Source organism: Roseibium aestuarii (genome assembly GCF_008477545.1).
Classification (GTDB): domain Bacteria; phylum Pseudomonadota; class Alphaproteobacteria; order Rhizobiales; family Stappiaceae; genus Roseibium; species Roseibium aestuarii.
In genome coordinates this window covers 21322-40011 of sequence record NZ_VORA01000003.1, presented here as the reverse complement: position 1 = coordinate 40011, position 18690 = coordinate 21322, and the positions used below count along the sequence as shown (strand labels likewise).

At 64.8% G+C, this 18690-nt stretch carries 13 protein-coding genes; 4 read left to right on the top strand and 9 right to left on the bottom strand.

The window, feature by feature from the left end; translation table 11 throughout:
• Positions 1 to 31: 31 nt before the first annotated feature.
• The 4 genes from mtaB to FR728_RS13020 all read right to left on the bottom strand — a co-directional run bounded on the left by mtaB (position 32) and on the right by FR728_RS13020 (position 3868).
• On the bottom strand, positions 32 to 1300 hold the full coding sequence (gene mtaB, locus FR728_RS13035; RefSeq protein WP_149893167.1) for a tRNA (N(6)-L-threonylcarbamoyladenosine(37)-C(2))-methylthiotransferase MtaB: 1269 nt from the start codon (positions 1298 to 1300) through the stop codon (positions 32 to 34).
• On the bottom strand, positions 1297 to 2205 hold the full coding sequence (gene dapF, locus FR728_RS13030; protein WP_149893166.1) for a diaminopimelate epimerase: 909 nt from the start codon (positions 2203 to 2205) through the stop codon (positions 1297 to 1299). Before dapF ends, mtaB begins: the two co-directional genes overlap by 4 nt.
• Positions 2206 to 2398: 193 nt before the next feature.
• Positions 2399 to 3307, bottom strand: coding sequence for a KPN_02809 family neutral zinc metallopeptidase (gene ypfJ, locus FR728_RS13025; RefSeq protein WP_149893165.1), 909 nt, complete (start codon positions 3305 to 3307; stop codon positions 2399 to 2401).
• Positions 3308 to 3340: 33 nt separating this feature from the next.
• Positions 3341 to 3868 (bottom strand): L,D-transpeptidase family protein, encoded by a 528-nt coding sequence (locus FR728_RS13020; protein WP_149893164.1) that lies wholly within the window; start codon positions 3866 to 3868, stop codon positions 3341 to 3343.
• Positions 3869 to 4125: 257 nt separating this feature from the next.
• Here FR728_RS13020 and FR728_RS13015 point away from each other — a divergent pair, with 257 nt between their 5' ends.
• Complete coding sequence (locus FR728_RS13015; RefSeq protein ID WP_149893163.1) at positions 4126 to 4809, top strand: response regulator transcription factor; 684 nt, start codon at positions 4126 to 4128, stop codon at positions 4807 to 4809.
• Between the two features lie 95 nt (positions 4810 to 4904).
• The gene (locus tag FR728_RS13010) at positions 4905 to 5390 is read left to right on the top strand and encodes a Crp/Fnr family transcriptional regulator (RefSeq protein ID WP_149893162.1); all 486 of its coding nucleotides are present in this window, start codon (positions 4905 to 4907) and stop codon (positions 5388 to 5390) included.
• A 33-nt stretch (positions 5391 to 5423) separates the two neighbouring features.
• Here FR728_RS13010 and FR728_RS13005 read toward each other — a convergent pair whose 3' ends face one another.
• The 3 genes from FR728_RS13005 to argC form a co-directional block, all read right to left on the bottom strand.
• Entirely contained in the window at positions 5424 to 6299 is an 876-nt protein-coding gene (locus tag FR728_RS13005) for a protein-methionine-sulfoxide reductase heme-binding subunit MsrQ (protein WP_149893161.1), read from the bottom strand.
• 127 nt (positions 6300 to 6426) lie between these two features.
• Positions 6427 to 7032, bottom strand: a complete 606-nt coding sequence (gene leuD / locus FR728_RS13000; RefSeq protein ID WP_149893160.1) for a 3-isopropylmalate dehydratase small subunit — start codon at positions 7030 to 7032, stop codon at positions 6427 to 6429.
• 61 nt (positions 7033 to 7093) lie between these two features.
• A complete protein-coding gene (gene argC / locus FR728_RS12995) occupies positions 7094 to 8044 on the bottom strand; it encodes an N-acetyl-gamma-glutamyl-phosphate reductase (RefSeq protein WP_149893159.1) in 951 nt (316 codons plus the stop codon).
• Positions 8045 to 8451: 407 nt separating this feature from the next.
• Here argC and FR728_RS12990 point away from each other — a divergent pair, with 407 nt between their 5' ends.
• Both FR728_RS12990 and FR728_RS12985 read left to right on the top strand, forming a co-directional pair.
• Positions 8452 to 13257, top strand: a complete 4806-nt coding sequence (locus FR728_RS12990) for an NAD-glutamate dehydrogenase (RefSeq protein WP_149893158.1) — start codon at positions 8452 to 8454, stop codon at positions 13255 to 13257.
• Positions 13258 to 13343: 86 nt separating this feature from the next.
• Positions 13344 to 14711, top strand: a complete 1368-nt coding sequence (locus FR728_RS12985) for an MFS transporter (RefSeq protein ID WP_149893157.1) — start codon at positions 13344 to 13346, stop codon at positions 14709 to 14711.
• 21 nt (positions 14712 to 14732) lie between these two features.
• Here the strand turns inward: FR728_RS12985 and FR728_RS12980 are convergent, their stop codons facing one another.
• Together FR728_RS12980 and purH are read right to left on the bottom strand one after the other, a co-directional pair.
• Positions 14733 to 16841: a methyl-accepting chemotaxis protein gene (locus FR728_RS12980; protein WP_149893156.1), complete on the bottom strand. Its 2109-nt coding sequence runs from the start codon at positions 16839 to 16841 to the stop codon at positions 14733 to 14735.
• 124 nt (positions 16842 to 16965) lie between these two features.
• Positions 16966 to 18582, bottom strand: coding sequence for a bifunctional phosphoribosylaminoimidazolecarboxamide formyltransferase/IMP cyclohydrolase (gene purH / locus FR728_RS12975; RefSeq protein ID WP_149893155.1), 1617 nt, complete (start codon positions 18580 to 18582; stop codon positions 16966 to 16968).
• Positions 18583 to 18690: the final 108 nt, after the last annotated feature.

Genomic DNA, 18690 nt, shown 5'->3' with positions numbered 1-18690 from the left:
TCATAGGGGCGTGGCCGTTCGCTGGGAACGGTCATGCGGCTCTTGATACCACATCGCCCAGAAGATGGCGGTCGCTGTGGCCGATAATTTTGACCATCAGGATCTCGCCTGCCTCGCCACCGGTGATCTCGGTCTGGGTGAAGGTTTCGGTGCGGCCGAGCCCTTCCTTTTCCACCAGCACCGGCAGGATCTTGCCCACTTCACCGGCGAGATGCTTCTTCAGCACTTCCTCGCCCTTGGCGCGCAGGCGCGCGCCGCGCTCCTTCACCACCTGGCGCGGCAGCTGGGGCATGCGGGCGGCCGGCGTGCCCGGACGGGGCGAGAAGGGAAAGACGTGGAGATGGGTCAGGCCGCATTCATCGACGATCCGCAGCGAGTTCTGGAACATCTCTTCCGTCTCGGTGGGGAAGCCGGCGATGATGTCGGCACCGAAGACCACGTCCGGGCGCAGGCGGCGGACCTCTTCACAGAAGGCGATCGTGTCGGCGCGCAGGTGGCGGCGCTTCATGCGCTTGAGGATCATGTCGTCGCCGGCCTGAAGCGAGAGATGGAAGTGGGGCATCAGCCGCTCGTCATCGGCGATCACCCGCATCAGCTCGTCGTCGGCCTCGATGCTGTCGATGGAGGACAGGCGCAGGCGCTTCAGGTCCGGCACCATCTTCAGGATCTTGGCGGTCAGCGCGCCGAGTTTCGGCGTGCCCGGCAGATCGGAGCCGTAGCTGGTGATGTCCACGCCGGTCAGCACGATCTCGTTGTAGCCGTTTTCAGTCAGGCGGCGGATCTGGTCGATGACCACGCCCATGGGCACGGAGCGGGAATTGCCGCGGCCGTAGGGGATGATGCAGAAGGTGCAGCGGTGATCGCAGCCGTTCTGCACCTGGACGAAGGCGCGGGCGCGGCCCTCCAGCCCGTCGATCAGGTGGCCGGCGGTCTCCTCGACACTCATGATGTCGTTGACGCGCACCTTCTCGCTGTCGTCGATGCCGAAGGTCGCGACCTGCTGGTAGGACTTGCGCTCCAGCTTCTCGGTGTTGCCGAGCACCAGGTCCACTTCCTCCATTTCGGAGAAGGTGGCGCTCTCGGTCTGGGCCGCGCAGCCGGTGACGATGATCCGGGCGTTGGGATTGTCGCGGCGTGCCTTGCGCACGGCCTGACGGGCCTGGCGCACGGCTTCGTTGGTCACCGCGCAGGTGTTGATCAGGATAGCATCCTTGAGGCCGGCGGCTTCTGCCTCCCGCTTCATGACTTCCGATTCATAGGAATTCAGACGGCAGCCAAAGGTAACGACGTCAATGCTCACGCGGCATCTCCGGCGGGCTCGAGCGCCAGGTCGCCTTCGGCAACCTTCTCCCAGGCGAGGGTTTCCAGATCGATCTCCCCCTCGAATTCCACTTCCGTCAGGCCGGTCATGATCACGTGGCCGTCGCTTTCGCGCCATTCGATGGTGATCGGGCCGCCGGGCAGATGGATGACGGACTTGCGGCCGGCCTTGTTGTCGCGCGCGGCGGCAACCGCCACGGCGCAGGCTCCGGTGCCGCAGGCCAGCGTCAGGCCCGCGCCGCGTTCCCACACCTTCACGCGGATCTCGTTCTCTCCGATGAACTGGGCCAGCGAGATGTTCGCACCCTCGGGGAAGATCGGATGATGTTCCAGCAGCGGCCCGACCTTGGCCAGGTCATAGGCCTCGATGTCCTTGACCCAGAAGATGGCGTGGGGATTGCCCATGCTGACCACGGCGGGCGTGTGCAGGATGGGATCGTCGATCGGGCCGATCTGCAGTTCGATGGCGCGTGTGTCGGCGAATTCTTCCGCCAGCGGGATCTGGTCCCAGCGCAGGCGCGGAACGCCCATGTCGACGGAAATCGTGCGCGGAACACCGCTGGCGACCGCATTCAGCAGCCCGGCGTTGGTCTGGATCGTCACGGCCGACTTGCCGCTTTCCTCCAGCAGCAGACGGCCGATGCAGCGGGTCGCATTGCCACAGGCATCCACCTGGGATCCGTCCATGTTATGAATGCGCATGAAGGCATCGACGCCCGGCAGGGACGAGCGTTCGACGGTGATCATCTGGTCGAAGCCGATGCCGGTCTCGCGGGAGCCCAGGCGCGCGATGACATCCGGCGTCAGGGCCAGTTTCTCGCTGCGCGCATCCCAGACGACAAAGTCGTTGCCGAGGCCGTTCATTTTCAAAAAGGGTCTGCGCATATGCGGCTGCCTGTCCGTCGGATCCACCAGAATGTCCAAGGAATTGGTCCAGCGGCGCGGTGTCGTGACCGCATGGCCGCCGGAAGCCCCTATATGGCGGAAAACGCGCGGGATTACCAGACCTGCGACGCAGGGCAGGGCTGCGTCGCGGACCCCGCGAGCGGACAGGGTAAACCGGCGGGCTTGCGCCGGATCAGAGGGTACTGGCCTTGAACGTGTCGCAGGCGCGGATGTCGCCGGAGGAAAAGCCCTCGCGGAACCACCGCACCCGCTGGGCGGAGCTGCCGTGGTTGAAGGTTTCCGGCACGGCATAGCCGCGGGCCTGCTTCTGCAGGGTGTCGTCGCCGATGCGGCTGGCCGCGTTCAGGGCTTCCTCGATGTCGCCGTCCTCGATGAAATCCTGCTGGCGGGCGGCATGATGGGCCCATATGCCGGCGAAACAGTCGGCCTGCAGCTCGACGCGCACGGACAGCGCATTGGCGTCCCGCTCGCTCATGCCCTGACGGGCCTGGTGATACTCCGGCAGGATGCCCAGCACATTTTGCAAGTGATGGCCGACCTCGTGGGCCAGAACATAGGCCTGGGCGAAATCGCCCGGGGCCTTCAACTGGCCGGCCAGCTGCCGGTAGAAGGTGAGGTCGATGTAGATCTTCTGATCCTGGCCGCAATAGAAGGGGCCCACGGCGGCGCTGGCCTGTCCGCAGGCGGAGCGCACTGCATCGGAGAAGAGCACGAGGCGCGGCTCGGGGTAGTTCATACCCTGTTCGGCGAGAAGCGTGTTCCAGGTGTCTTCCGTGTCGGCCAAGACCACGGAGACGAACCGCGACGTCTCGTCATTGGCCGGGGCGGTCGTACCCGACGAGATGGCCGGGCCGCTGTCGTAGGACGATCCGCCGTTCAGCCCGAGCAGGGTCAGCGGGTCGATGCCCGTGAACCAGGCGAGCGCCAGGACAATCAGGATGCCACCGAGCCCCAGACCGCCACCGCGCGCACTGCGGCCGCGCGACAGGGGAATGCGCAGGCCCGGGCGGGATCCGCCTGCCATGCGATAGCCTCTGCGATCCTCGACATTTCCGCTTTCGCGACGACCCTTCCAGCGCATGTTCTTTCCTCCTCGCGGCCGGGCCCCTCAGGCTCAGGCGATGTTCATCACGGTTCCCGGTCCGATCCGTTCCAGGATCGCCCGCATGTGGGCCGGCGCCACGGCCACGCAGCCCTCGGTCGGCAGGTAACCTTCCCGGGCGACGTGGAAGAAGATCGCGCTTCCCCTTCCTGCAACGGCCGGGAACATGTTTTGGTTCAACACGACCACGATGTCGTAGAGGCGATCGTCGCGCCACATCTTCTCGTGCCCCGCTTCGAAGGGCAGATCGACCGGGCGATTGTAGCGCGGATGACGGGGATCGTCGCACCAGCCGTCCGTGGGCACGAGGCGTTCGACGGGCAGTTCGGTACGCGGGCGCGGGCCGCGATCGGCGCGATAGACGGCATTCAGCAGCTCGAAGCTCCCCATCGGCGTCGCACCGTCTCCCTCTCGCTTGAACCGGGTGAGGCCCGAGCGGCCGAGTGCACACGCAAACGTGATCTCTCCACACGTCAGCAGGCCACGGGTTGCGCCCGGTGTGGTCGCGCGGACCTCCAGCACTTTCACGAGATTTTTCAAGCGGCCTCCGGGCGTTGGGAGAGGATTGGCAAAAAGTGCAAGCCGAGAGCGGGGAGAGGATCCGCCCGTCGAAGGGGTCAGAATAAAGTCGCCATAACTCCGGCGTGAAGAAGAATTGACGAAGCAATGCTTGTCCAGCGATGATTTCCCTCGCACAAACGTCGCCAGATTTCCATATTGGGTGGCGCATGGCCTGAAGGCCGAAGGCAACGCCCTGTTGCGCCGGCACGTGTGCTGGACGAGGTGAGGACCGAAAGATGACCGCCCGGACCATTCTGATCATCGATGACGACACCCAGCTGCGGGAAGCACTGGTCGAGCAGCTCTCGCTCTACGACGAGTTCACGACGCTCCAGGCGGAAACGGCCGCTTCGGGGCTGAAGATGGCCAAGTCCGAGCATGTCGATCTGCTGCTCATGGATGTGGGTCTTCCCGACATCGACGGACGCGAGGCGGTGAAGCTGCTGCGCAAGAGCGACTTCAAGGCACCGGTGATCATGCTGACCGGTCATGATGGCGACAGCGACACGATCCTCGGTCTTGAGGCCGGCGCCAATGACTATGTCACCAAGCCGTTCAAGTTCGCCGTGCTGCTCGCCCGCATTCGCGCCCATTTGCGCCAGCACGAGCAGAGCGAAGACGCCACCTTCGCCATCGGCCGCTATTCCTTCCGTCCGGCGGCAAAGCTGATGCAGGACGATCAGGGCTCCAAGATCCGGCTGACGGAGAAGGAGACCTCCATCCTGAAGTTCCTCTACCGCGCCGGAGAAAAGCCGGTGACCCGCGACATTCTCCTGCATGAGGTCTGGGGCTACAATTCCGGCGTCACCACCCATACGCTGGAAACCCATATCTATCGCCTGCGCCAGAAGATCGAGCGGGATCCGTCCAACGCGGAGCTTCTGGTCACCGAGGCGGGCGGCTACAAGCTCGTCCCCTGACCCGGCTGGCTTCCGGATCCTTCAATCTGTGCGGACAGGAGCCCTCCTGTCCCCGGCCACTGGACCGTTCGGGCGAAGCATCGTAAAGCTTGATCATGAGCCTGACCGAAGACATCGTCCTCCTGCAGCAGATCCCGGTATTCGCCGATTTTGCGGATGATCACCTGCGTCTGCTCGCCTTCAGCGCCGAAAGCATGGACTACCGCAGCGGATCGACCCTCTTTGACGAGGGCGAACGGGCGGATGGCGGCATGGTTGTCGCCTCGGGCTCCGTGTCCCTGCGCAAGCGCGGGCCGGAAGGCTATGATGAGGTGGACGTGGCCCCGACGGGCACGCTGCTCGGCGAAACGGCTCTTCTGGTCGACACCAAGCGCCCCTGCCGGGCCGTCGCCGTGGGTGCCGTGCGGGTGATCCGCATTCGTCGCGCCCTCTTCAAGCGCATGGTTCAGGAATATCCGGAACTCGCCAAGCAGCTCTTCGACAAGCAGGCCGCCCGCTATCAGCAGACCGTTGCCGCTCTCAAGCCCATCGGCGAGCGGATCGAGGATCTGCGCCGCCTCGCCGGCGATCAGGTCGACTGAGTTTTCCTGACACGTGATGAGACCTGCCCGTCGTCAGGCGGCGCGCAGCCGCGCCTTGAGGCTTGTGGCGAGCGTCAGCCCCAGGCGGATGGCGGCCACGGCCAGCCCCGCCAGGAGCACGAGCACGGCCGGGCGCAGGGACAGGGCGAGGTTGAAGTTCGCCATGAAGACCCGTTCCGCCGGAAGATTCGTCGCCAGAGCATACCAGGCATATTCGAGCCCTGCCGTGAGGGCGGATGCGACCAGCGCTGCGGCGGTGAGAATGCCGATGTTTTCCAGTCGCCAGCGCCGGGCGGCGATCAGCCGGTAGAGCATCAGCAGCACGAAAAGTCCGGACAGCAGGGTCGCTGCCGAAACATCCGCCTTGGCCTGCAGGAAGTGATGGAAGAGCGCCAGCGCCGTTGCCGGATAGACCAGTCGGTGAAGGGTGGTCCAGCGCGGGCCCATGGTGCGGATCGCCCGGTCGAAGGACGTCGCCCCCAGCGCGATCAGGGCGAGCAGGGCCACAAAGCCGATGGTGAGATAGAAGCGCAGGGCGATCTCGGAAGCAATCTTCGGCAGAACCCAGTTTTCCTGCGCCATGTAGAGCCCCAGATGCAGCATCGCATAGGCAAGCGCGGTAACGCCGATCATGCGGCGCAGGCCGATCACCCTGTTCCAGCGGAAGATCCGCCGGATGGGCGTGACGGCGAGGCTCAGGACCAGGATCCGCACCGCCCATTCGCCGGTCTGGTGCAGGGCGAACTCGAAGGGCTCCGGCCGGATCGGTCCGAAGGCAAGATCCTGGAAGACCAGCACGCCGGGAACGAGCAGGGCGAGGAAGACGACGAGGCGGAGCACGGAGAGCTGTCCGGTTCGGTCGGTCCAGGGCGCAAGGGGCGCCAGGCGGGAGAATACTGTCGCTGTCATGCCGACACTCTAGCCGTCCATTGTGGCGCCTGCGGGATAAATCATTTCAAGCCTTTGTGAAGGCCTCGCGATACGAAAAGGCCGGAGCAGATGCCCCGGCCTCGTCAGCAGTCGTTTGTCCGGGATCTCAGACCCAGGGACGGGATTCGGCAGCCGAACCTTCGAACGTGTCGATAGAGGTGCGCTTTTCCAGGGTCAGGCCGATGTCGTCGAGGCCGTTCATCAGGCAGTGCTTGCGGAAGGGGTCAATCTCGAAGGAGATCTCGCCGCCGTCCGGACCCTTGATGACCTGGGCTTCCAGATCCACGGTCAGGGTGGAGTTGGCGCCACGGTTCGCGTCGTCGAGCAGCTTCTCAAGCTCCTCCTCGGAGACCTGGATCGGCAGAATGCCGTTCTTGAAGCAGTTGTTGTAGAAGATGTCGGCGAAGGACGTGGAGATCACGCAGCGGATGCCGTAGTCGAGCAGGGCCCAGGGGGCATGCTCGCGGGAGGAGCCGCAGCCGAAGTTGTCGCCGGCCACCAGGATCTGGGCGTCCTTGTAGGCCGGCTTGTTCAGCACGAAGTCCTCGTTCGGAGTGCCGTCGTCATTGGTGCGCAGCTCGTGGAAGAGCGCGGTGCCGAGGCCAGTGCGCTTGATGGTCTTCAGGAACTGCTTCGGGATGATCATGTCGGTGTCGATGTTGATGATCGGCAGCGGGGCCGCGACACCGGTGAGCGTGACGAATTTTTCCAAGGCGATCTCTCCAGAATTCTTGTGCTTGTAACGGACTGTCAGTCGAGGGGTCCCTTCAGGGTCAGGCTGTCAGGCTGAGCCCGGCGTCGGCCCCGATCATCAGATTGAGGTTCTGGACGGCGGCGCCGGATGCGCCCTTGCCCAGATTGTCATAGACGGCGATCAGCACGGCCTGGGCGCGGGCATCGTTGGCAAACACATGCAGGCGCAGGGTGTTGGTGCCGTTGTGCGCTTCCGGGTTCAGGTCGGCGGAGCTGCCGATGTCGGCCAGGGGCGCGACCTCGACAAAGCCGTCGCTGATGGCGGCGAAATGATCGGCGATGGCTGCATGCAGCTCGGCACCGGTCGGAACCTTCGGCAGGGTCGCCAGCTGCAGCGGAATGGCCGTCAGCATGCCCTTGTAGTAGTTGCCGACCGCCGGGGTGAAGAGCGGCGTGCGGGTCAGGCCGCTGTAGGCGGTCATCTCGGGCAGGTGCTTGTGATTGAGGGTCAGGGCATAGGGCGCGAAGGTGTTTGCCTTGCTGCCGGCGGCCTCATAGTCGGCGATCATGGACTTGCCGCCGCCGGAATAGCCGGAGATGCCGTTGTAGGTCACCGGATGGTCGGCTGGCAGAAGACCGGCCTCGATCAGCGGACGCAGAAGGGCGATCAGGCCCTGGGGCCAGCAGCCGGGATTGGCGACCCGCTTCGAGGCGGCAATGCGCGCGCCCTGATCTTTCGCCATTTCGGCAAAGCCATAGTCCCAGCCCTCGGCAACCCGATAGGCGGTCGAGGCATCGATGACGCGGGTGGTCTCGCTGGTGATCAGCGACACGCTTTCCTTGGCGGCGTCATCCGGCAGGCACAGGATGGCCACATCGGCAGAGTTGAGCAGATCGGCGCGGGCCGAGAGGTCCTTGCGCAGGTGGTCGGGGATCGACAGCAACTCCAGATCGCGGCGCGCGGCCAGGCGCTCGCGGATCTGCAAACCCGTCGTTCCTGCTTCGCCGTCAATGAAAACGCGCGCAACCATGGCCGGTCCCTCTCCAAAAAACCTCAGACTTCCGTGGCAGCCTATTACACCGATTGCAGGGCGAAGTCACTCGCAGGTGGTGGCCCGCGAACTCAAACACCCGTTGAAACAATCTCACCTGTCCACCGGTGAATGGCAGTGCGGCGCAATCGCAAGCCAGGCACCGCAAAATGGGGGCAGCCTGCTGTCCGGGCCGTCGGACTGGGCGGATCGAGCTGTCCTGTCACGGTTTTTTGGTCGGTTCTTTCTTCCACCGGACCATCTTTAGCCTGAAATTGAGGGGAGAAACCGGATAAGCTCTCCGCAATTCTATGTAGGCAACATGGGACCGCCGTAAGGGCTCCCTTCATCAACGTCTGCTTAGATCAAGGCACAGTCGGCGTGAACAGCAGTCGAAAGGGACGGAAATGCCGGACAAGACAGAGATCTCGAAAACGCGGATGATCGAGGCGCTGGTCGCCAGATTGAGCGGGGAGAGCGAGGATCTCGCCAGCTTCGCCCGCGAATTCTACCTGCGCGGCGCGGGAGAGGATCTGGTCGCCTACAGCGAGGACGAGCTGATCGCCTTCGCCCGCACGGCCTACGAGGATTTCCAGATCCACGACAAGGGCACCCACCGGGTCACGGTCGCCAACCCGTCGTTCAAGGCCAAGGGCCACAAGGCGGGTGAAGTCACGGTCATCGAGATCGTCAACGACAACATGCCCTTCCTGGTGGATTCGGTGATGGCCGAACTCCAGGACAGCCGGCTCGAGGTGCATCTGGTCCTTCACCCGATCTTCTCCATCGAGCGGGACGCCTCCGGCAAGCTGATCTCCGCCACCGGCAAGAAGCGCGGCGCGCCGCGCGAAGAGGATCAGGAAAGCCTGATCCACATTCACGTCACCCGCATCGACAGCGCTGAAGTTCGCGACGGTCTCAAGGCGCGTCTCGACGCCGTGCTCAAGGATGTGCGCGCCGCCGTCGAGGACTGGGACCCGATGCAGAAGCGCCTGCGCCGGGCCATTAACACCTACAAGACGACCCAGGCGACGGGGGCCGGTGACGAGCTCTGGGAGGCCATTCATTTCCTGGAGTGGATGGCGGCCGACAACTTCATCTTCCTCGGCATGCGCGAATACAAGTTCGAGGGCGGCGTGGAAGAGGGCAACCTGTCGCCGTACGAAGGCACGGGCCTCGGCCTTCTTGCCGATCCGGATGTGCGCGTCCTGCGTCGTGGCTCCGAGTTCGTGCAGATCACGCCGGAAATCCGCGAGTTCCTGATGAAGCCGGAGCCGCTGATCATCGCCAAGGCAAATGTGAAGAGCCGGGTGCATCGGCGCGTCCACATGGAATATGTCGGGGCAAAGCTCTTTGACGACGATGGCCAGATGGTCGGCGAGCTGCGCATCATCGGTCTCTTTGCCTCCACGGCCTACACGGAGCCGACCAGCACCATTCCGTTCCTGCGCCGCAAGGTGGCGAGCGTGCTGGCCAAGGCCGGCTACGATCCGGAGAGCCATTCCGGCCGCGCCCTGACCAACGTGATGGAGAGTTTCCCCCGCGACGAGCTGTTCCAGATCGACCGGGACACGCTGTTCGATTTCGCGATCACCATCCTGCAGCTGGACGAACGCCCGCGCATTCGCGTGCTGGCCCGTGCCGACAAGTTCGACCGCTATGTGTCGATCCTCTGCTTCGTGCCGCGGGACCGCTACAACACGGAAGTGCGGCTCAACATCGGCTCCTATCTGGCGTCGATTTATGACGGGCGCCTCTCGGCCTGGTACGTGACCTATCTCGACCGGCCGCTGACCCGTGTCCACTTCATCATCGGGCGCGACAAGGGCAAGACCCCGACCCCGGACCAGAGCGATCTGGAAGCGGCGATTGCCTCCATGGTCCGCACCTGGCCGGACAATCTGCGCGATGCGCTGAAGGCCCGGTTCGATCCGGTCACCGCCCGCGCCTTGTCGGAGCGCTATGCGCTGGCCTTCCACGGCGGCTACAAGGAAGTCTACAACGCGGAAACCGCCCTCGGTGACGTGCTGAAGATCGAGACCCTGTCGCCGGACCGGGACACGGCCATCACCTTCTTCCGGGCCGCCGGGTCGGAGGACACGCGCCTCTCCCTCAAGGTCTATCATCAGGGGTCGCCGATCCCGCTGTCGGCCCGCGTGCCGCTTCTGGAAAACATGGGCTTCCGCGTGATCAACGAGCGCACCTACCGGGTGACCCCGACGGATGAGCCGCTGAGCTATCTGCACGAGATGACGCTGGCAGCCCGGGATGGATCCGAGATCGCTCTCGACGATCACGTGATCGGCCGTCTGGAGAGCCTGTTCATGGCGATCTGGGAAGGCCGGGCGGAAAACGACGGCTATAACGCCCTGGTGCTGAGCGCGGGTCTTGCCTGGCGGGACATCGCGGTGGTGCGGGCCCTGTCCAAGTATCTGCGGCAGGCGGGCATCCGCTTCTCCGAAGACTACATGTGGACCACGCTCAACGCCTATCCGCATGTGGCGGCAAAGCTGGTGGAACTCTTCCACACCCGCTTTGACCCGACCCGGGACGATCAGGACCGGACGCTCGGAACGGCGAAGATCGAGGCCGAGATCGCCAGCGATCTGGAAACGGTCAGCAGTCTGGACGACGACCGCATCCTGCGGCGCTTCCAGAACGTGATCGACAACATCCTGCGCACCAACTTCTACCAGCTGGACCAAGCCGGGCTGCCGAAGCCGACCTTTGCCTTCAAGATCAACTCCCGCGGAATCGAGGATCTTCCCCAGCCGCGGCCCTTGCGCGAAATCTTTGTCTACAGCCCCCGGGTCGAGGGCGTGCATCTGCGCTTCGGCATGGTGGCGCGCGGGGGCTTGCGCTGGTCTGACCGGGCGCAGGACTTCCGCACGGAAGTGCTCGGTCTCGTCAAGGCGCAGCAGGTGAAGAACGCGGTGATCGTGCCGGTGGGGGCCAAGGGCGGTTTCGTGCCCAAGCAGCTGCCGGACATGAGCGACCGCGAGGCGTGGTTCCAGGAAGGGACCGAGAGCTACAAGATCTTCATCAACGCCCTGCTCGACGTGACCGACAACCTGGTGGACGACAAGATCGTGCCGCCGACGCTGGTCCAGCGTTACGACGCCGACGATCCCTATCTGGTGGTTGCCGCCGACAAGGGCACGGCCACCTTCTCCGACACGGCCAACGGCATTTCCCAGTCGCGGGACTTCTGGCTGGATGACGCCTTCGCCTCGGGCGGTTCTGCCGGCTATGACCACAAGAAGATGGCCATCACCGCACGTGGGGCCTGGGAAGCGGCCAAGCGTCACTTCCGGGAAATGAACCGGGACATCCAGACCGAGCCCTTCACCGTCTGCGGTGTGGGCGACATGTCCGGGGACGTGTTCGGCAACGGCATGCTGCTGTCCCGGGCGATCAAGCTGGTGGCGGCCTTCGATCACCGGGACATCTTCATCGATCCGACCCCGGATCCGGAGACCTCCTGGGCGGAGCGCAAGCGCGTCTTCGATCTGGGACGCTCGTCCTGGAAGGACTATGACGCCAAGCTGATCTCCAAGGGCGGCGGGGTCTTCCCGCGCAATGCCAAGTCCATTCCGCTTTCCGCTGAAATGCAGGAGCTGCTCGGGATCGCAAGGGCAACCGCCACGCCGCAGGAGGTGATGACCGCCATTCTGAAGCTGAAGGTGGATCTTCTCTGGTTCGGCGGCATCGGCACCTACATCCGCTCGTCCGCCGAGACCGATGCGGATGCGGGCGACCGCGCCAATGACGCGATCCGCATCACCGCGGCCCAGGTCGGCGCGAAGGTCATCGGTGAGGGCGCGAACCTCGGCATGACCCAGCGAGCCCGTATCGAGTTCCATCGCCATGGTGGCCGCTGCAACTCGGATGCGATCGACAACTCCGCCGGGGTGAACTCCTCGGACATGGAGGTCAACATCAAGATCGCGCTCGGCGCTGCGGTGAAGGCCAGCAAGCTGTCCGTGAAGGACCGCAACACGCTTCTGTCGGAAATGACCGACGAGGTGGCCGCGCTGGTGCTGCGCAACAACTATCTCCAGACCCTGTCGCTCTCCATGACGGAGACCCGAGGGGCGGAGAACTTCGGCTATCAGATGCGCATGATGCGGCAGCTGGAACAGCTCGGCGAGCTGGACCGTCAGGTCGAGTTCCTGCCCGATGATGCGACGCTGGCCGACATGGCCAAGTCTGGCACCTATCTGGCCCGGGCGGAGCTGGGCGTGCTGCTCGCCTATGCCAAGCTGCATCTCTACGACAAGCTGCTTGGCAGCAACGTGCCCGATGACAGCTATCTGGAACGGGAGCTGTTCCGCTACTTCCCGAGCCAGATGACGGAAGACTACCGGGACGAGATCAAGGGTCACCGCCTGCGCCGCGAGATCATCGCGACCATGATGGCCAACTCGATCATCAACCGGGGTGGGGCGACCTTCATCACCAAGGTGGCGGATCAGACCGGTGCCACGGCTGCTGAAATCGCTCGTTCCTTCGTGGCGGTGCGCGACAGCTTCGGCCTGACGGCGCTGAACGAGGAGGTCGATGCCCACGACACCCGCATCGACGGGACGCTGCAGCTCGAGCTCTATCGCTCCATCCAGGATCTGGTCATTGAGCAGGTGGTCTGGTTCCAGCGCAACGTGGCCTTCGACAAGGGCATCGCGGATGTGGTCGATCGCTTCGCGACGGGCATCAAGGCCCTTCGGCCGCAGCTGAAGACCCTGACCGGGAAGAGCGTTTCCGCCGATCTGAATGGTCGCGAGCAGGCCTATCTGGCCGCCGGGGTGGATGCGGGCCTTGCCGAGCGCATCGCCTGGCTGCCGGTGGAAGGGGCGGTGCCGGATATCGTCGTGATCGCCGAGGCGACCAGGGCGGATCTTGGCGATGCGGCCAAGGCCTTCTTCGAAGTGGCGTCCTACTTCCGCATCGGAGCCATCGATGCGCTGGCACGGGACCTCAAGATCGCGGACTATTACGACGGTCTGGCGCTCGACCGGGCGCGGACGGTTCTCGCCTCCGCGCATCGGGATCTTGCGACGCAAGCCATCGTCGCGGGCAGCTTCCAGAGCTGGCTGGCCACCCATGAAGCGGTGGTGAAGCGGTCGCTGGCGACGGTGAACGAGATCCTCGACGGAGACCTCAGCGTGTCGAAATTCTCCGTGGCGGCGAGCCTTCTGGCGGAAATCGCCCGCTGATCCTCCAGGATCTCGGTGACGAGCTTGACGTGATCCGGGCCGGCAGCCACGCTGTCGGCCCGTTTTCATGTTTCCGGGCCTCTTGCGTGACCGTTTCCCCTTCCTCTGCCAGTCCGTCCGCCAGCCTTTCCATCCGGTTGTCCTGGGCGCTGTTCGACTGGGCGACCCAGCCCTTCTTCACGCTGGTGACGACCTTCGTCTTCGCGCCCTATTTCGCGACGCGGGTCGCCGCCACGCCGGCGCTGGGGCAGGAGCTCTGGGGCTATGCGACGGCCGCCGCCGGACTGGTGATTGCCCTGCTGGCACCGCTGCTCGGATCGGTCGCCGACGCCACCGGCCACCGCAAGCCGTGGATCCTGGCCTTTTCCGTGCCGCTTGTCGTCGGTTGCTGCCTTTTGTGGGGGGCGGTGCCCGGTGGGCCCCACAGTGTCGCGCTGGCGCTGGGCGGCTTTGCGCTTGCGACCCTCGCGGTCGAGTTCGCGACGGTCTTCAACAATGCGATGATGGGGGATCTCGTCCCGCGCGGTCAGGTGGGAAGATTGTCGGGGCTGGGATGGGCTATCGGCTATGCGGGCGGGCTGGTCAGCCTCGTGCTGGCGCTGGGCTTCTTGGTGGCCTCTCCGGAGACCGGCCGGACGCTCCTCGGGCTCACGCCGCTCTTCGGGCTTGATCCGCAGACCGGTGCCGGTGACCGGGTCAGCGGTCCGCTCTCGGCCCTGTGGTATGCCGTCTTCGTCCTGCCGCTGTTCCTGGTGGTTCCCGATGCGCCGAAGCGTGCGCGTTTGTCCCACGCCTTGCGCGCAGGCGCTGCCTCGCTGAGGGACGCCGTCCGCGGGCTGAAGGATGCGGGGCCGCTGACGACCTTCCTTCTCGCCAACATGGCCTACAAGGACGGGCTGGTCGCGCTTTTTGCCTTCGGTGGCATCTATGCGGCAGGCCAGCTCGGCTGGGAGACCGTGGAAATCGGCATTTTCGGCATCCTTCTCACCGTGACGGGCACGGCCGGTGCGCTGGCCGGAGGGGTTCTGGACGACCGGATCGGGCCGCGCCGTGTTCTCCTCGGCGCCCTCGCGCTGCTCTTCGTCTGCGGGCTGGGGCTGATCTCCCTTGATCGGACGACGGTGCTCTTCGTGGTGCCGGTGGTTCCCGGGGGCGAGGGGCTTTTCAGCGGCGTGGCGGATCAGGTGTTCCTGGGGCTCGGGGCCGTGATCGGGGCTGCGGCCGGGCCCCTGCAGGCGGCGTCCCGCAGCCTTCTCGTGGCGCTGGCTCCTGCGGACCGGCTGACCCAGTCCTTCGGGCTCATGGCCCTGTCCGGCAAGGTCACCAGTTTCCTGAGCCCGCTGGCCGTCGGGCTCCTCACCGCCGCGACGGGATCGCAGCGGGCGGGCATGTCGGTGATCCTTCTGTTCTTTGTCCTTGGGGCGCTGCTGCTGCGGCGGCTTGATGCGCGATAGGGTCGCGCTGCAGCAGAGAGGTCAGGCGGCAGAGCGAACGCCCTTGAGGAAGGTCTCCACCTCCTGTTTCAGCCGGTTGGCTTCTGCCTTGAGGACATCGGCGGACATGTTCACCTTGCGGGCGGCAGAACCGGTCTGATCGGCGGAGGCGGCCACCTGGACAATGTTGCTTGCCACATCCTGCGTGCCGTTGGCCGCTTCCTGGATGTTGCGGGCGATCTCCTCCGTCGCCTGGCTTTGCTGGTCGACGGAGCCCTGGATGCCCATGGAGATCTCGTTCATGTTCTCGATGATCTCGGAAATCCGGGCAATTGCCTCCACCGCGCCGGTGGTTTCTTCCTGAACGGCGTTGATCTGGGCGGAGATCTCCTCGGTGGCCTTGGAGGTCTGGGTTGCCAGTTCCTTCACCTCGGCCGCGACCACGGCAAAACCCTTGCCCGCTTCGCCCGCGCGGGCGGCCTCGATGGTGGCGTTGAGGGCCAGAAGGTTGGTCTGTTCCGCGATGGCGGTGATCAGCTTGACCACTTCGCCGATTCTGGCGGCGGCGCTGGAAAGTTCCTCGATCTTGCTGTTGGTGGTGTTGGCCTGGGTCACGGCCTGGCTCGCAATCTCTGCCGACTGGGCCATCTGGCGGCGGATCTCGCCGACCGACGCCATCAGTTCCTCGGCGGCCGAGGCGACGGTTTCCACGTTTGCCGAGGCTTCTTCCGAGGCGGCCGCGACCGCCGTGCTTTTGGCGCTGGTGTCATCGGCACCCGACGTCAGGGTGATGGCCGCCGTGGAAAGATCGCCCACCTGCGACATGACCGTGGTCACCAGCTGGCTGATCTGGGCATCGAAGCTGCTGGACAGGGTCCGGATGCTTTCCGCGCGCCGGATCTGCTCCTGCTGTTGCAGGGCCTGCTGGGCGGCCAGGTCTTCGGCCTCGCGGGCCTTGTCGCGGAAGATCTCGAGTGCCTTGTTCACCTCGCCGATCTCGTCGCGGCGGTCCGTGTCGGGAATGGTCACGTCGTAGCGGTGATCGGTGAGCGCGCGGATGCTGTCGAGGATCTGGCGGAACGGCCTCTGGATCAGGGCGCGGCCGGCAAGGAGGAGCGCGGCGGCGGCCACCAGAAGCATCACGGCGCTCACCGCAAGCACGGTCCAGACCACGTCATAGGTGGCACTCTGCAGGGTCGAGGTGGGAACATCCACCGCGAGAAACAGGCTTTGGCCGGTGGTGCCCACGCTGATGGGCACGAGGATGCTGACCACATCCTCGCCGAAGCGCGGGGAGAACCCGTAGTAGCTCGTCATGCGGCCCTGTTCGAGCTCGGCCCAGATCCGCGCGGAGGTGTCGCCATCGGCCTGGGCTGCGCCGTCCGCCCATGGCTTGTCGAGTAGTGCCTCGTCCGGATGGGTGACCCACTTCCGGCCCTGGGAGAGGAGTTTCACCTCGCCGGTATCAAGGGGGCGGATGGCATTCAGGCTTTCCGAGATGGCCTTGAGATAGAGATCCACGCCGACCGCACCGATCGGCTTGCCGTCCGCCATCAGCGGGGCCGAGAAGGTCATGCCCGTGGCGGTGCCGCCATCGTTCAGGCCCCAGGTGTAGGGCTCGGTGACGAAGGGCTTGCCAGTCTCGTAGGCCACCGTGAACCAGAGCGCCGGCTCGGCAGCCTGCTCGATGTCGGTGAGCGGAATGGCCTGATATTCGATCTTGTCGCCGTCGCGGTAGAAATAGGGGCGCCAGCCGCCTGTCTCGTTGTGCAGGTCCTTGCCGACGAATTCCGCGTTGCGTCCGTCCAGTTCGTCGGTGGTGACAACGCCCCAGACCCCGGAAAGGTCCGGCTGCTCGGCGAGGACGCCGCGAAGCGTGGCGATCCAGGCCAGCCGATCGACGGAGCCAGCCTGTTTCAGGCCGGAGAGCGTGTCGCCGAGGGACTTGGCGATGGTGTGGCCATGCTCCAGCGTTCGGCGAACATATTCGGCCTGAGCTTCGGCGACATTCTCGGCGCGCCGGATGGCCTGATCTCTGGTGATCGTGGAGACGGTCCAGACAATCACTCCGACCCCGACGATCAGCACTGCGGCAATGCTGGAAATGCTGAGGGCTACGAGTTTGGTCGTAATGCCGGCGGATCTGAGCATCTGTTACTCCGGATCAGAAGATCAATCCGGAGAACGATAGAAAATACGTATTTAAGGAAGTGTTATTAGAAATGGAAACGACTGGCGAAGCAAGTTTTCGCCAGTCGTCTTACTGTTATTTATATCAATGGCGGAAATGACGCATTCCGGTCATGACCATTGCCAGGCCAGCTTCATCGGCCGCTGCGATGACTTCGTCGTCACGCATGGAGCCGCCGGGCTGGATCACGGCCGTCGCGCCGGCTTCCGCCGCAGACAGCAGGCCATCGGCGAAGGGGAAGAAGGCGTCTGAGGCAACCACGCAGCCCTTGGTCAGGGCTTCGGTCAGGCCGGCGGCCTCGGTGGCGTCGAGCGCCTTGCGGGCGGCGATGCGGGCGCTGTCGACGCGGCTCATCTGGCCGGCGCCGACGCCGACGGTGGCTCCGTCGCGGGCGTAGACGATGGCGTTGGACTTGACGTGCTTGGCCACGCGGAAGGCGAACTTCAGGTCTTTCAGTTCCTGCTCGGTGGGCGCGCGCTTCGTCACGACCTTGAGGTCCAGGTCATCGACCACACCGCTGTCGCGGTCCTGCACGAGCAGGCCGCCGGCCACGGACTTGACGAAGAGGCCCTTGGCGCGCGGATCGGCAAGACCGCCGGTCAGCAGCAGGCGCAGGTTCTTCTTGGCGGCGATGATTTCCTTGGCGGCTTCGTCTGCATCCGGGGCGATGATCACCTCGGTGAAGATCTTGACGATCTCTTCGGCGGCGGCCGCGTCGAGCTTGCCGTTCAGGGCGACAATGCCCCCGAAGGCGGAGACCGGGTCGCAGCGCAGGGCCAGTTCATAGGCCTCGCGCAGGGTCGGGGCTTCCGCCACGCCGCAAGGGTTGGCATGCTTGATGATGGCCACAGCCGCGGTGCGCGCCGGGTCGAACTCGGAGACCAGCTCGAAGGCGGCGTCCGTGTCGTTGATGTTGTTGTAGGAGAGCGTCTTGCCCTGGATCTGGCGCGCGGTCGCGACACCCGGCCGGGCTTCGCCGGTCTTGTAGAAGCCTGCGGACTGATGCGGGTTCTCGCCGTAGCGCATGACTTCGGCCAGCTTGCCGCCGACGGCGCGGTGGGTCGGGGTGGCTTCGTTCAGCTGATCGGCCATCCAGTTGGAGACGGCGGCGTCATAGGCGGCGGTGCGGGCAAAGGCCTTCAGCGCCAGCTTCTTGCGCAGCTCGATCGGAGACTGGCCGCCGTTGGCGTCCAGCGCCGCGATCACGTCCGCATAATCTGCCGGGTCGGTGACCACGGTGACATAGGCATGGTTCTTGGCGGCGGCGCGGGTCATGGCCGGGCCGCCGATGTCGATGTTCTCGATGCCGGTCGCGTAATCCGCGCCCTTGGCCACCACGTCCTCGAAGGGATAGAGGTTGCCGCAGAAGAGATCGATGCCGGTGATGCCGTGCTCGGCCATGGCGGCCTGGTGGTCGGCGTCGTCACGGATGGAGAGAAGACCGCCGTGGACTTTCGGATGCAGGGTCTTTACCCGGCCGTCCATGATCTCGGGGAAGCCGGTCACTTCGGAAATGTCGAGAACTTCGAGGCCCGCATCCTTCAGGGACTTGTAGGAGCCGCCGGTGGAGACCAGCTCGACGCCGCGCTCGGCCAGGGCCTTGGCGAACTCGACCAGTCCGGTCTTGTCGAAAACGGAAAGCAGCGCGCGCTTGACGGGGACCAGCGGCGGAACGGGAACACTCTTGGACACAATGGCCATGAAGCTTGCCTCGTGATGTCGTGAAGGAAGGGGACACTCGCGGGTCGCCTATCACGAATGCTGGCAAAGCAAAAGCCCAAGGAAACGCCATCGGGCCGTTTGGGACGC